At 66.6% G+C, this 14,497-nt stretch carries 13 protein-coding genes; 9 read left to right on the plus strand and 4 right to left on the minus strand.

Translation table 11 applies throughout. The features are described 5' to 3' along the window. Window positions 1-18: 18 nt before the first annotated feature. The 3 genes from IB274_RS12365 (at window position 19) to IB274_RS12375 (ending at window position 3,778) form a co-directional block, all read left to right on the plus strand. A complete protein-coding gene (locus IB274_RS12365) occupies window positions 19-2,340 on the plus strand; it encodes an FdhF/YdeP family oxidoreductase (RefSeq protein WP_192432270.1) in 2,322 nt (773 codons plus the stop codon). A gap of 375 nt (window positions 2,341-2,715) precedes the next feature. Beyond that, window positions 2,716-3,216: a hypothetical protein gene (locus tag IB274_RS12370; protein WP_192432271.1), complete on the plus strand. Its 501-nt coding sequence runs from the start codon at window positions 2,716-2,718 to the stop codon at window positions 3,214-3,216. Between the two features lie 121 nt (window positions 3,217-3,337). Then, a complete protein-coding gene (locus tag IB274_RS12375; protein ID WP_192432272.1) occupies window positions 3,338-3,778 on the plus strand; it encodes a glycine zipper domain-containing protein in 441 nt (146 codons plus the stop codon). 59 nt (window positions 3,779-3,837) lie between these two features. Here IB274_RS12375 and IB274_RS12380 read toward each other — a convergent pair whose 3' ends face one another. Further along, entirely contained in the window at window positions 3,838-4,377 is a 540-nt protein-coding gene (locus tag IB274_RS12380) for a DUF2087 domain-containing protein (RefSeq protein ID WP_318652870.1), read from the minus strand. A gap of 273 nt (window positions 4,378-4,650) precedes the next feature. Here IB274_RS12380 and IB274_RS12385 point away from each other — a divergent pair, with 273 nt between their 5' ends. Then, a complete protein-coding gene (locus IB274_RS12385; protein WP_192432274.1) occupies window positions 4,651-5,016 on the plus strand; it encodes a hypothetical protein in 366 nt (121 codons plus the stop codon). Window positions 5,017-5,224: 208 nt separating this feature from the next. Here the strand turns inward: IB274_RS12385 and IB274_RS12390 are convergent, their stop codons facing one another. From IB274_RS12390 to IB274_RS12400, 3 genes are all read right to left on the minus strand, one after another. Further along, on the minus strand, window positions 5,225-5,659 hold the full coding sequence (locus tag IB274_RS12390; protein ID WP_045213088.1) for an acyl-CoA thioesterase: 435 nt from the start codon (window positions 5,657-5,659) through the stop codon (window positions 5,225-5,227). Window positions 5,660-5,666: 7 nt separating this feature from the next. Next, entirely contained in the window at window positions 5,667-6,824 is a 1,158-nt protein-coding gene (locus tag IB274_RS12395; protein WP_192432275.1) for an iron-containing alcohol dehydrogenase, read from the minus strand. 264 nt (window positions 6,825-7,088) lie between these two features. Continuing rightward, a complete protein-coding gene (locus IB274_RS12400) occupies window positions 7,089-7,883 on the minus strand; it encodes a thymidylate synthase (RefSeq protein ID WP_017521408.1) in 795 nt (264 codons plus the stop codon). 239 nt (window positions 7,884-8,122) lie between these two features. Between IB274_RS12400 and IB274_RS12405 the strand changes: the two genes are divergently transcribed. The 5 genes from IB274_RS12405 to IB274_RS12425 all read left to right on the plus strand — a co-directional run bounded on the left by IB274_RS12405 (window position 8,123) and on the right by IB274_RS12425 (window position 14,442). Next, window positions 8,123-8,629, plus strand: a complete 507-nt coding sequence (locus tag IB274_RS12405; RefSeq protein ID WP_192432276.1) for a sugar dehydrogenase complex small subunit — start codon at window positions 8,123-8,125, stop codon at window positions 8,627-8,629. Window positions 8,630-8,631: 2 nt separating this feature from the next. Further along, complete coding sequence (locus IB274_RS12410) at window positions 8,632-10,221, plus strand: GMC family oxidoreductase (protein ID WP_192432277.1); 1,590 nt, start codon at window positions 8,632-8,634, stop codon at window positions 10,219-10,221. Continuing rightward, window positions 10,218-11,498 (plus strand): cytochrome c, encoded by a 1,281-nt coding sequence (locus tag IB274_RS12415; RefSeq protein ID WP_192432278.1) that lies wholly within the window; start codon window positions 10,218-10,220, stop codon window positions 11,496-11,498. Before IB274_RS12410 ends, IB274_RS12415 begins: the two co-directional genes overlap by 4 nt. A 117-nt stretch (window positions 11,499-11,615) precedes the next feature. Further along, on the plus strand, window positions 11,616-14,018 hold the full coding sequence (locus IB274_RS12420) for a tetratricopeptide repeat protein (protein ID WP_412548423.1): 2,403 nt from the start codon (window positions 11,616-11,618) through the stop codon (window positions 14,016-14,018). Between the two features lie 106 nt (window positions 14,019-14,124). Next, window positions 14,125-14,442: a DUF2388 domain-containing protein gene (locus tag IB274_RS12425; RefSeq protein ID WP_045213099.1), complete on the plus strand. Its 318-nt coding sequence runs from the start codon at window positions 14,125-14,127 to the stop codon at window positions 14,440-14,442. Window positions 14,443-14,497: the final 55 nt, after the last annotated feature.

Consider the following 14,497-nt stretch of genomic DNA (forward strand, 5'->3'; position numbering starts at 1 on the left):
CGAAGATAAAGAGACCCCATGAGCCTGCAGCAAGAGAATCCCCGCTACCAACCCTACAAGGGCGCAGCCGCCGGCTGGGGCGCGCTCATCAGCGTCACGCGCTTCTGGCTGGACAGCAAGCAGCCATTCAAGAACCTGCGCGCCCTGCTCAAGACCAACCAGAACGGCGGCTTCGACTGCCCTGGTTGCGCCTGGGGCGACTCGCCCGAAGACGGCCGAGTGAAGTTCTGCGAGAACGGCGCCAAGGCAGTGAACTGGGAAGCCACCAAGCGCCGCGTCGACCCGGCATTCTTCGCCCGCCACAGCGTCAGCTCGCTGCGCGAGCAGAGCGACTACTGGCTCGAATACCAGGGCCGGCTGACCGAGCCGATGCGTTACGACGCGACCACCGACCGTTACCAGCCGATCGCCTGGGACGATGCCTTTGCGCTGATCGCCCAGCACCTGAATGCGCTGGAAAGCCCGGACCAGGCCGAGTTCTACACCTCCGGCCGGGCCAGCAACGAGGCGGCCTTCCTCTACCAGCTGTTCGTCCGCGCCTTCGGCACCAACAACTTCCCCGACTGCTCGAACATGTGCCACGAGGCTAGCGGCGTCGCTCTGGGCCAGAGCGTCGGCGTCGGCAAGGGCAGCGTGACCTTCGACGACTTCGAGCATGCCGACGCGATCTTCGTCTTCGGCCAGAACCCCGGCACCAACCACCCGCGCATGCTCGAACCGCTGCGCGAGGCGGTAAAGCGCGGCGCCCAAGTGGTCGCCTTCAACCCGCTGAAGGAGCGCGGCCTGGAACGCTTCCAGCACCCGCAGCATGCGCTGGAAATGCTCACCAACGGCTCCGAGCCGCTGAACACCGCGTTCTTCCGCCCCGCCCTGGGCGGCGACATGGCCGCCGTTCGCGGCATGGCCAAGTTCCTCTTGCAATGGGAACGCGAAGCCCAGGCCAAGGGCGAGCCGGCAGTGTTCGACCATGAATTCATCGCCGAGCATACCCAGGGCGTCGACGCCTACCTAGCCGCCGTGGACGACACCAGCTGGGACCACATCGTCCAGCAGTCGGGCCTGAGTCTCGAGGAGATCGAGCAGGCCGCGATCATGTACCGCCGCGCAGACCGCGTGATCGTCTGCTGGGCCATGGGCATCACCCAGCACCACCACTCGGTGCCGACCATCCAGGAACTGGTCAGCCTGCAACTGCTGCGCGGCAACGTCGGCCGCCCCGGCGCCGGCCTGTGCCCGGTGCGCGGCCACAGCAACGTGCAGGGCGATCGAACCATGGGCATCAACGACCGCCCGCCGGCCGCGTTGCTCGACGCCATCGAGCGCCGCTTCCAGTTCAAGGTGCCGCGCGAGAACGGCCACAACACCGTCGAGGCGATCAACGCCATGCTCGATGGCCAGTCGAAGGTATTCATCGGCCTGGGCGGCAACTTCGCCCAGGCGACCCCGGACAGCCGGCGCACTCATCAAGCCTTGCGCAATTGCGCGCTGACCGTGCAGATCAGCACCAAGCTCAACCGCAGCCACCTCACCGTCGGCGGCGACGCGCTGATCCTGCCGTGCCTGGGCCGCACCGACATCGACCGCCAGGCAGAAGGCCCGCAGGCGGTGACCGTGGAAGATTCCTTCAGCATGATCCACGCGTCCTTCGGACAGTTGGAGCCCTCGTCGAAGCAGATGCGCTCCGAGCCCGCGATCATCGCCGGCATCGCCAAGGCCACCCTGGGCAACCACCCGGTGGACTGGGACGCGATGATCGCCAACTACGACCGCATCCGCGACCTGATCGCCGATACCATCCCCGGCTTCAGCGACTTCAATCGCCGCGTAGCCAATCCCGGCGGCTTCCATCTGGGCAACTCGGCCGGTTCGCGGCGCTGGAACACCGCCAGCGGCAAGGCCAACTTCCACCATCATCCGCTGCCGGCCGACCTGGTCCACGCGAAGATCCGCGAGACCGGCCAGGAGCCACACCTGATCCTGCAGACGCTGCGTTCCCACGACCAGTACAACACCACCATCTACGGCCTGGACGACCGCTACCGCGGCGTGCGCGGGCACCGCGAGGTGGTGTTCGCCAACGAGGCCGACATCCGCCGCCTGGGCTTCGAGCCCGGCGAGAAAGTAGACATGGTGTCGCTCTGGTCCGATGGCGTGGACCGCCGCGTCAGCGGCTTCACACTGCTGGCCTACGACATCCCCGCTGGTCAGGCCGCGGCCTATTACCCGGAAACCAACCCGCTGGTGCCGCTGGACAGCCACGGCGTGGGCAGCCATACGCCGACCTCGAAGTTCGTCGCTATCCGTTTCGAGAAGGCGCGGCCGAGCCTGCGGATCGTTTGATGCCCCTCACGGCGCTCCGCTGGGAGCGCCGCCTGCCTCCCGTTCGCGAGCAAGCTGTCTGGCGCGCGCGAGCGCTTCTTCCTGCGAAAAACCCGCTGGATTGGTGCCATGGCAGAAAGGGATGAAAGGTAAACTCGGAAGGACCAGGGTGATTTACGTGAAAAGCCATCATTTCAATGGCAATTTGTGAGAATCACACCTCACAAATGGAACCCCGGAATAACACTCAGACCGCCCAAAATCGAAAAAGTTCTGACCACAAATCAAATACTTGCAATATTTGATGAAAGTCGTGTTACTCGTCGGAACCCCCTTGTCAGAGCCTTCGCACGAACCGAGGATCGCTTCCAACATCCCCACAGAGAGATCCTCTCTATGAAGTACTCCTCGATGCTCCTGTTGTCTCTTGCGCTGGTCGGTGGTACCGCCTTTGCGGACGGCGACACCCGTGCCGGCGTCGGTGGCGCCCTGGGCGGGGTATTGGGCACTGCGGTCGGCCAGGCGGTCGGCGGTAGCACCGGCGCCGCCATCGGTGGCGGCCTTGGCGGTGCAGCAGGCGGCGCAATGGGCGCCCGCCACGGCAACAAGACAGAAGCCGCCATCGGCGGCGGCCTGGGCGCAGCCGGCGGCCAGGTGCTGGGCAACAAAATGGGCGGCACCACCGGTGGCCTGATCGGCGCGGCCCTCGGCGGCGGCGCAGGCGGCGCGTTGGGCAACCATTACGCCGACAGCAACCGCGATGACGACGATGACGACTACCGCGGCTACCGTCGCGCCCGTTACGACGACCATCGTCATTATGATCGCCGCTGGCACGACAACGGCCGCCACCGCGGCTGGTACAAGCACAAGCACCATCATCGCGACTGGGATTGATCCGCGGCATAACTAACCGCGATCAGTCCACGGAAACGACGACTGGCAGCCGGGCCTGATTGCCCGGCTGTTTTGTGTGCGGGACAATTCTCCCGATAATTCCTACATTCAGGTTCGCAACATGCGTAAGACTCTTTCTGTTCTGGCACTGGCCCTGCTGGCCAGCCATGCCATGGCTGACGACACCAAATCTGCCATTGGCGGCGGCGTCGGCGGCGCCCTCGGCAACGTGGTCGGCGGCGCACTGGGCGGCTCCACCGGTGCGGCCATCGGTGCTGGCGTAGGTGGTGCGGCTGGCGGCGCGATGGGCGCGAAGAACGGCAACAAGACCGAGGCAGCCATCGGTGGCGGCCTGGGTGCGGCCGGCGGCTCGGTCATTGGCAACAAGGTCGGCGGCTCCACCGGTGGCGCCATCGGCGCGGGCCTGGGTGGTGCGGCTGGCGGCGCGCTGGGCAACCACATGGCCGACAAGAACAACGACGACGATCACCACAGCAGCGGCCACAGCCACAACAAGGGCAAAGGCCACTACAAGCACAAACACAAGCATCACGACGACTGACAGATGCCCGTGTGAAAGAGCCCGCCTATTGGCGGGCTCTTTCGTTCAGGGCTTAGAGCTCAGGCGCAAGCCGGCAAGCAGGACAGCAACGCGCTCAGCTCAACTGGCGGCCGCCGCTCGATGCGCCAGTACTCACCGCCATCTTCGGTGCGCGCGAGCCAGCCACCGTCCACCAGCGCCCTTCGCAGCAGCAGATGGTCACCCAGGCATTCCTGGGCGCGCAGCCGTTCATTGAGCTCGCGCTCGTTCCAGCGCTGCCGTGCCGGTAGCCGCGACCACAGTACCCAGAGGCAGGCCTCGCGGTGGCTGTGTTTCTTCGGCCAGCGTTGCAGGCAGCCGGCATCATCGAAGTAGCGCCGCCATTGCTCGACGAGGCAGAAATCCACCACCGCTGCGAGCTCGGCTTCACGGGTGAGTCGCGTCTGCGCCTGATGGCTGGCGCGCAGTGCCTGGAAGTTGCGGAAGCCCACCGTGCGGGCGAGCAGGTTGAGCAGTTCGACATGACCGGGGCGCTCGGGCGATTCGTCGAGCTGGCGCGCCAGTGATTTCGCCAGGTCAGAGATGTCGGGGGCGTAATAGGGCAAGCGTTGCCTGGACACAGTGCAATCCTCGTTGCGTGCCAAGACCTCGCGCAGGAGGTTATCGGGGGTCGCCATTCCGATGCGGCACGGGGAAAGTGTGTCGGATCGTCAAAGGTGCGGGGAACCGCGCGGCAGGTTTAGCGCTCTCCATACGGAGGCGGCGACGCCTGGGTGAACTGCCGACCGGCGGCCAGCATAGGCCGGACGCGCCGCCCGGGACAAGCCCCGTGTCATCCCGCGAGGCTGGTATAGGCTTGCCGGGGAAGGATCACTGCCGACAAGGAGTTACTCGTGAAAGCTCTCGCTGCCGCCGGACTGCTGCTGACGCTTGGCGCCGCGCAGACCGCGTACGCCGGGGACTGGCAGGTCTGCCAGCTGGAAGTGGAAATCACCGGAGCACTGAAGCTGCCCGTGCGCGGGCTGGAAGGCCGGGTCGCATCGGCCAAGCCGCGCTCGGCGGGTACCGAGTGCCCGAGCCCGGGCGAGGTCATCGCCTTCGAACCGGAAAGCGCCGACTGGCAGAGCCGCATCCCACGCCAGCACTGGCCTGCGGCCGGGCAACGGGTGTGGATGCGCTACCAGTACCTGGACGGCATCTGCAAGGGCGACGGCAACAGCCGGCCCTGCCGCATCGAGCATTACCCGATGGGCTGGTGAGACGCCCGCCCCTACCTGGAAACTCCTGCGCCGGGGCTCCCCTCTCCCCCGCCCTCTCCCTGAAGGGAGAGGGAGTCGTCCGATGCCGTCGGTCAGCTCGGTGCTTCGCTTGATGCCAATCAGTCCCCTCACCCTTCAGGGAGAGGGAAACACAGGCACGGACTTTCCGAAGAAGACAGCAGGGTGGGGCCTTGCAGAGCGGTGCGAATCAGCCGCGAACCAGCACTTCCATCGCCTCGCGCAGCGGCGCCGGAATCGATACCGGCCGGTTGCTCGCCCGATCCACGAACACGTGCACGAACTTGCCCGCCGCGCAGGCCAGTTCATCACCCTCACGGAAGATCGCCAGTTCGTACTGCACCGAGCTGTTGCCCAGCTTGCCGACCCGCAGGCCGACCTCGATGCGCTCGGGGAAGGCCACCGGCGCGAAGTAGTCGCAGCTGGAACTGACCACGAAACCCACCACGTCGCCGTCGTGGATATCCAGGCCGCCGCGCTCGATCAGGTAGGTATTCACCGCCGTGTCGAAGAAGCCGTAGTAGGTCACGTTGTTTACATGGCCGTAGATGTCGTTGTCGTGCCAACGCGTGGTGATCGGCTGGAAGTGCGCGTAATCGGCGCGGCTGGGGTGCTGTTCGCTCATCGGGTTCTCAGAAGGCGGCTCGATAGATAGCCAGCGCGTCGCTCTCGCTGACTTCGCGGGGATTATTCACCAGCAGGCGCTGCTGCAGCATCGCATCGGCGGCCAGGCGCGGCAGGCTGTCCTCCGGCACGCCGGCATCACGCAGGCGCGATGGCAGGCCGCTGCGCGGGCTGAGGTCGGCGAGTTCGGCGATGAACTGCTCAGTGCGATCAGCATTGCTGCGCAGGCGCTCACCCAGTAGCAGCGGCGCCAGCTCGGCGTAAAGCGGGCCGGCGTTGGGCGCATTGAAGCGGATCACCTCGGGCAGAACCAGCGCGTTGCTCAGGCCGTGGGGAATATGGAAGTGCCCGCCCAGCGGATAGGCCAGCGCGTGCACGGCCGCCACCGGGGCGTTGGCGAAGGCCTGCCCGGCGAGACAGGCGCCCAGCAGCATGGCCTGGCGTGCCTCGCGGTTGCGACCGTTGTGCACCGCCTCGTCGAGGTTCAGCGCCAGCAGGCGCAGGGCCTCGCGGGCCAGCAGGTCGGACAGCGGATTCTTCTTCAGCTTGCTGGTATACGCCTCGATGGCATGAACCATGGCGTCGATGCCGGTAGCTGCGGTGACCGCCGGCGGCAGGCCGAGGGTGAGGTCGGCGTCGAGCACAGCCAGGTCCGGCAGCAGGTGCGGGCTGACCACGCCCATCTTGGTGGTCTCGCCGGTGGTGACGATGGCAATCGGCGTGACTTCCGAACCGGTGCCGGCGGTAGTCGGCACCTGGATCAGTGGCAGTCGCGGGCCACGGGCGTTGCCGACGCCGAAGACATCCTTCAGGCCCTGTGACGCCAGCGGGTGGGCCAGCAGCGCGACCAGTTTGGCGACATCCATCGAGCTGCCGCCGCCAAAGCCGATGACCAGCTGCGCGGCCATCCTGCGCGCCTGGTCAGAGGCTTCCAGCACGATGCTTTCCGGCGGGTCGGCCAGCACCTGATCGAAGACTTCCACCGCCACGCCGGCCGCAGCGAAGCCCGGCAGCACGCCCTCGAGCATGTTCAGGCGGGTGATGCCGGGGTCGGTGACGATGAGCACGCGCTGGGCTCCGCGCTCGCGGCAGAGCTCACCCAGGCGGGCGGCGGAACCACTTTCGCAGAGAATCTGCGCCGTGGTGGCGAAGCTGAAAGGCTGCATGACGGTCCCCGGTCTTGTCGTTGTAGTGCGGAAAATCCGTTGGCCGCTGCTCGGCGGCCAGCCGGGGGAGCATAGCAATGGGATGCAGCCCTATGGAACCTTGTACCGCCAGGCGAAACGGTTATTCACCGAGTGAATGGTTTAGCCGTTTATGGGCGTTGGATCGCTGAAGCTCGCTCCTATGAAGAGCTCGCAGCCAAGGCCAGGCCGCGCGGAAACAAAAAAGGCCGGCATTGCGCCGGCCTTTACTTCATCGAGGACAGGTCAGACAGCGACCGGTGCCTTGATGTGCGGGTGAGCTTCGTAGCCGACCAGCTCGAAGTCCTCGAAGCGGAAGTCGAACAGGTCCTTTACCTCGGGGTTGATCTTCATGGTGGGCAGCGGCAGCGGCTGGCGGGTCAGCTGCAGGTCGGCCTGCTCCAGGTGGTTGGCGTACAGGTGGCAATCGCCACCGGTCCAGATGAACTCGCCCGGTTGCAGCCCGGCAACCTGCGCCACCATCAGGGTCAGCAGCGCGTAGCTGGCGATGTTGAAGGGCACGCCGAGGAAGATGTCGGCCGAACGCTGGTACAGCTGGCAGCTGAGCTTGCCGTCGGCCACATAGAACTGGAACAGCGCGTGGCACGGCGGCAGGGCCATTTCGTCGATCAACGCAGGGTTCCAGGCGGAGACGATCAGGCGGCGCGAGTCCGGGTTCTTCTTCAGCATCTCCATCAGGTTGGCGATCTGGTCGATGTGGCGGCCGTCCGGCGCCGGCCAGGAGCGCCATTGGTAGCCGTAGACCGGCCCCAGGTCGCCGTTCTCGTCTGCCCATTCGTCCCAGATCGAAACACCGTTTTCCTTCAGGTAGGCGATGTTGGTCGAACCTTTGAGGAACCACAGCAGCTCATGGACGATCGATTTGAGGTGGCACTTCTTGGTGGTCACCAGCGGGAAGCCTTCGGCGAGGTCGAAGCGCATCTGGTGGCCGAACACGCTGTAGGTGCCGGTGCCGGTGCGATCGCTCTTGAAGGTGCCATGTTCGCGCACGTGGCGCATGAGGTCGAGGTACTGTTTCATCGCTGCGGTTTCACCCAAAAGCCAGTCGATGGGCTCTGCGGCGCGGCTCCGGGGTGGGCCGCCGGCAGAACCAATCGCCCGGCAGAATCTGAACAAGCGGCAATACTAAGGGCCTGGGCACGCTATCGCCAGTCCGACCGACAGACCGGCGACGCGGCCGATGGAAGCATCCAGCGCCAGTATTCAAGCGGCGACAGACCGCGCTCCCCAACCGTTCGCCTGTTGCAAGAGAGGTTGTCATGTCCGAGGCACCACTGCCCGCCTTTCCCCTTTCGCGCCGACGCCTGCTGGCGGTGGCCTGCGCCAGCGCCGCCCTTGGCAGCGTGCTGCTCAGCCCTGCCGCGCACACCTGGGCCGCGCTGACACCCCAGGCCGAGAAGGAGCTCGAAGGCTTCATGACCCTCTCCCAGCGCCTCACCGGGCGCAGCAATCTCGATCCACGTATCGGCCAGCGGCTGTTCCAGGCCCTGGCGCAGCGCGACACCGCGCTCAAGCAGAGCCTGGCCGAGCTGCTCGAGCGGCTGGGCGACGCGCCGGACAGCTGGAATGAGCGCCAGCAGTGGCTGGCCCGGCAGATACTCGGCGGCTGGTACCTGGGGCAGGTCGGCGATGACACCAGCGCCACGGTCGTCACCTACGAGCAGGCGCTGATGTTCCGCGCGGTGGACGATGTACTAGTGATCCGCAGCTACTGCCCGAACAAGCCGGGCTTCTGGGCGGCGCAGCCCACCGAGCGGGGGGCATGAGCATGGCCGAGACGCAACGCGCGGATTTCGTGGTGGTCGGCTCCGGTGTGGCCGGCGCCCTGGTCGCCCATCAGCTGGCACTGGCCGGCAAGGACGTGCTGATCCTCGAAGCCGGCCCGCGCATGGGCCGCTGGGAGATCGTCGAGCGCTTCCGGAACCAGGCGGACAAATCCGACAACCAGGCGCCTTACCCATCCAGCCCGCACGCGCCGCATCCGCAGTTCAAGCCGGACAACCACTACCTGATCCAGAAGGGCGAACACCCCTACGACGTGCAGTACATCCGCGCCGTGGGCGGCACCACCTGGCACTGGGCGGCGTCCGCCTGGCGCTTCCTGCCCAACGACTTCAAGCTGCGCAGCCTCTACGGCGTGGGCCGCGACTGGCCCATCGAATACGCCGAGCTCGAGCCCTGGTACCAACGCGCCGAGGAGGAACTGGGCGTCTGGGGCCCCGGCGACGAAGAGCTCGACTCGCCCCGCAGCCAGCCCTACCCGATGCCGCCGCTGCCATTGTCGTGGAATGAGCAGCGCATCAAGACCCTGCTCAACGCCAACGACTACCGCGTGGTCACCGAGCCGGTGGCGCGCAACAGCCGCCCCTACGATGGCCGGCCGACTTGCTGCGGCAACAACAACTGCATGCCGATCTGCCCCATCGGCGCCATGTACAACGGCATCGTCCACGTCGAGAAGGCCGAGGCCGCTGGCGCGCGGCTGGTCGAGAACGCCGTGGTGTTCAAGCTGGAGAAAGGCGACGGCGGCAAGATAGTCGCGGCGCTGTACAAGGACCCGCAGGGCAACGAGATGCGCGTCGAGGGCGATACCTTCATCCTCGCCGCCAACGGCATCGAGACGCCCAAGCTGATGCTGATGTCCGAGGTCGGCAACAGCTCGGACATGGTCGGCCGCAACCTCATGGACCACCCCGGCACCGCCGTGCAGTTCTATGCCGACGAGAAGCTCTGGCCGGGGCGCGGGCCGCAGGAGATGACCTCCATGGTGGGCTTCCGCGATGGCGCCTTCCGCAGCGAATACGCCTCGAAGAAGATCCACCTGTCCAACCTCTCGCGCACCGACCAGGTGGCAGCCGAGCTGATCCGCCACGGGCCGCTGCTACTTGGCCATGACCTGGAAGCGAAGATTCGCGACCGCGCCGCGCGTTTCGTGCGCTTCGACAGCTTCCACGAAATCCTCCCGCACCCGGAGAACCGCATCGTGCCCAGCGCCACCGAACGCGACGCGGCGGGCATCCCCAAGCCCGAGTTCACCTATGCAATGGACAACTACGTGCGCAAGAGCGCGGTGCACACCCGCGAGGTCTATGCCCACGCGGCCAAACTGCTGGGCGGCGAAGAGGTGCAGTTCGACGACAGCTTCGCCAACAACAACCACATCACCGGCACCGTACTGATGGGCGCAGACCCGAAGGACTCGGTGGTGGATACCCAGTGCCGCAGCCACGACCACCCCAACCTGTTCATCGCCAGCAGCGGCGTAATGCCCACCGTCGGCTCGGTGAACTGCACCCTGACCATCGCCGCCCTGGCCCTGCGCCTGGCCGACCACCTGAAGCGGGAGGCCAAGGCATGAAGCGCTTCCTGCTGCTCGCCCTGCTGGCTGCACCGCTGGCCGCCCATGCCGCCAAGGCACTTGACCCTGCGCCGACGGAGTTGCTGCAACGCGGCGAATACCTGTCCCGCGCTGGCGACTGTGCGGCCTGCCATACCGCGCCCGGCGGCAAACCCTTCGCCGGCGGCCTGCCGCTGGCCACGCCGCTAGGGGCGGTGTACTCCACCAACATCACCCCCGACCCGAAGACCGGCATCGGCAGCTACAGCTACGACGACTTCGCCCGTGCCGTGCGCGAAGGCGTGGCCAAGGGCGGCACACGGCTCTACCCGGCGATGCCCTACACCGCCTACTCGAAGATCACCGACGAGGACATGAAGGCGCTCTACGCCTGGTTCCTCGAAGGCGGCGTGCAGGCCGTCGCGCAGCCCAACCAGGATTCCGACATCGTCTGGCCGCTGAACATGCGCTGGCCGCTGGCAATCTGGAACCTGCTGTTCCACGAAGACGCGGTCTACCAGAACAACCCGAAGCAGAGCCCAGCCTGGAACCGTGGTGCCTATCTGGTCCAGGGCCTGGCCCACTGTGGCACCTGCCATACGCCGCGCGGCATGGCCTTCCAGGAGAAGGCCACGGACGAGCGCGGCGCCGGCTTCCTCGCCGGCGCCGCGCTGGGCGGCTGGCACGCCTTCAACATCACCCCCGACACCCACAGCGGCATCGGCGGCTGGAGCGACGCGGAGATCGTTCAGTACCTGAAGACCGGCCGTCTCCCGGGCAAGGCGCAGGCCGCCGGACCCATGGCCGAGGCAGTGGAACACAGCTTCCAGTACATGACCGACGCCGACCTGCAGGCCATCGCCAGCTACCTGCGCAGTGTGCCGGAGGTCAGCGATGGCGAACGCAAGGCCCGCTTCGCCTGGGGACAACCGGCGGACGATGTGGCCACCCTGCGCGGCCAGGACTTCGCCGCGCAAAAGCACGACGACGGCGCCCGCCTCTACCTCGGCAATTGCGCCAGCTGCCACTCCTGGAGCGGCGAAGGAGTGAAGGACGGCTACTACCCGATGTTGCTGAAGAACAGCGCAGTGGGCGCCCTGCAGCCGGACAATCTGGTGCAGGTGGTGCTCGGCGGCGTGCACCGCAAGGTAGACAATGAGGACGTGTTCATGCCCGGCTTTGCTGGCACGCTGAACGACGAGCAGATCGCCGCTCTGGTGAATTACCTCACCGCGCAGTTCGGCAATCCCGACGTGAAAGTCGACAGCGCAAGGGTCGCCGAGATTCGCCAACCCTGATTCTTCCATCGTGGCGGGCCGCCAGCTCCCAAGGAAGGCAGCCTACCCGCGTTGACAGCACCCACCGGCTCGCGGAAGCTCCGTTACCCACGGAGTCGCCGCGGAAAATGGATGTCCATGCCTCACAAGACCAAGAAGCCTCGCCCCGTCGCTCCCGCCGCCGCGCAGCCCACCGGGCTTCGCCGCACCTGGCTCGCCGCTGTCGCCGGGGTTCTGCTTCTGGCTACCATCGGGGCGTGGATCTGGGTCGAGCAGGACAATGGCGTGCAACTGCCCAGCGGCCATCCACCGATCCCGGCCACCACGCCCAAGGCTTCTGTCCCGACACCGGCGGTGCAGCCCGCACAACTGGTCGATGAATCCACCTGCGCCGGCTGCCACCAGTCGCAGCTCAAGGACTGGCAGGGCTCGCATCACCAGCAGGCGATGAAGCCGGCCACTGAAGGCAACGTGCTGGGCGACTTTGCCGATGTGACCTTCAAGGGCGAAACCGAGACCAGCCGCTTCTTCCGCAAGGACGGTGAGTACTGGGTCAACACCCCCGGCGCCGACGGCAAGCCGGCGGACTTCAAGGTCGCCTACACCTTCGGCTTCGAACCGCTGCAGCAGTATCTTCTGGCGTATCCTGGCGGTCGCCTGCAGGCCCTCGGCGTCGCCTGGGATAGCCGCAAGCACCAGTGGTTCCAGCTGATGCCCGGCCAGCGCATCGACTTCAAGGACGAACTGCACTGGACCCGCCCCGCGCAGAACGCCAACTTCATGTGCGTCGAGTGCCACACCACCGGTTTCAAGCGCAACTACGACGCAAAAACCGACACTTTCGCCAGCCACTGGAACAGCCTCGGCGTCGGCTGCCAGGCCTGCCACGGGCCGGCGTCGAAGCACCTGGAGTGGGCGCGGAAGCCCGACCGCGACGTCGCGAAGGGCTTTGACGTGCCGCTGCAGAACGCCAGCCAGAGCACCATCGTCGAGACCTGCGCGCGCTGCCACGCCCGCCGCGCACCGCTGGGCGACGGCTACCAGAACCAGCACCGCTTCATGGACAATTACCTGCCCAGCCCCCTGACCCGCGAACTCTACGAGATCGACGGCAAGATCAAGGACGAAGTCTTCGAATGGGGCTCCTTCACCCAGAGCAAGATGTTCGCCAAGGGCGTGCAGTGCACCGACTGCCACAACCCCCACAGCGGCGAGCTGAAAGCTCCGGGCAACGGCGTCTGCCTGCAATGCCACAACACCGCCGGCAAGGCGGTGCGCCCGCAGATCGATGGCAAGGGCCTGCAGGCGAAGAACTACGACTCCCCCGAGCACACCCACCACGAGCCCGGCACCCCTGGCGCGCAGTGCACGTCCTGCCACATGCCGGGCCGCTACTATATGGTCAACGACTACCGCCACGACCATGGATTCACCCTGCCCAATCCGGCGCACGCCCGACGTATCGGTGCACCGGATGCCTGCCTGGCCTGCCACAAGGACACCCCGGCGAAGAAGATCAGCGACCAGTTCCGCCAGTGGTACGCCAGCGAACTGCCGACCAAGGCCAACGCCTCCAGCAACCCCGTCCCGCGTTATGACGACACCCTGTGGAAAGCCCGCAATGGCAAGCCCGGCGCCTCCCGCGCCCTGCATCTGCTGCTGGCGGACACCAGCCTGCCAGCGATCCGCCGCGCCACGCTGATCGCCGAGCTGCCCAGCTACCCCAGCCAGCGTTCGCTGGAGCTGGCGGCGCTGGCCCTGAAGGATGCCGATCCGCAGGTGCGTACCGCGGCGGTCAACGTGCTCCTTGCGCTCGCCAACGGTCCGCAACAGGGCCTGGTGCTGCCGACGCTGCTGGCGCCTCTGCTGGACGATCCGATCCGCGCCGTGCGCATCGCCGCCGCCTGGCAACTGGCGCAGTTGCCGCCGCAGACCCGCGCCGGCCTCGACGCCGCGCTGGAGAAAGGTCTGAACGAATACGAAGAGGTGCAGAACGACCTGAGCGAGCGCGCCGAGGCGAACCTCAACCTCGCCATGCTCTACCAGCGCACCAACCGAGCGGAAAAAGTGGAGCCGGCGCTGCGCGCAGCCATCGCCCGCAACCCGGCGTTCCTGCCCGCCACGGTCACCCTGATCCAGTGGCTGGAGGCCAACGGGCGCCAGGCCGACGCTCGCCAGCTGCTCGACCAGGCCTTGCGCCAGAACCCTGCGTCCGGGCTGCTGCACCACGTCAACGGCCTGTCCCTGGTCCGCCAGGGGCAGCGTCCGCAGGCCCTGAAGGAGCTGCGCGAGGCGGTGCGCCTGGCCCCGGAGGACGACCAGTTCCGCTATGTGCTGGCCATCGCCCTGCACGACAGCGGTGATGCCGATGGCGCCTGCCACGAGCTGGAAGCGCTGCTGCAGAAGCACCCAGCCAACCGCGCGGCGCGCATGGTGCTGCTCGACTACCTGCGGGAGTCCGGGCAGTTCCAGAAGGTTCAGCAACTCACGGCGGAGCTGGAGCAGCAGAACCCGGACGATCCGTCGCTCAAGCGCGAGTGACGGCTCCGAAGACAGGGGGCTTCGACAACAGACATTTCCGACGACAGGAGGGAACCGGGGAATATTCCGACGCTCTGAGTGGCGCGCAATCACTCAAGGAACCATCATGCGTCGCCGTTTTGTCCCTGCTGTCGTAGCCCTCACCCTGCTCCCCCTTACCTGTGCCATGGCCGAAGATCGCGACTTCTGGCGCTCGGTCCTGACCTCCGGCGCCACCACCGCCTCGAGCTACCTGACCAGCCGTGACGACCACAAGCTGATCGGTCCGGCCCAGGACGACGCCGCCAGTTTCATCGCCACTGACGGCGCCATCCGCGGCCCTTACCTGGAAGCCACGCTGCAGCAGATGCGCAGCGCCGACCCGGCCCTGGCGCAAGCCAGCGACGCCGAGCTGGCCTCGGCGATCCTCGCCGCCCAGCGCTGATCGAAACGGTCTGCGCGGGCGACCGCTCGCGCACACCGCTGCAGGAAAGTTGGAA

It is taken from the genome of Pseudomonas sp. PDM18 (genome assembly GCF_014852585.1).
GTDB lineage: Bacteria > Pseudomonadota > Gammaproteobacteria > Pseudomonadales > Pseudomonadaceae > Pseudomonas.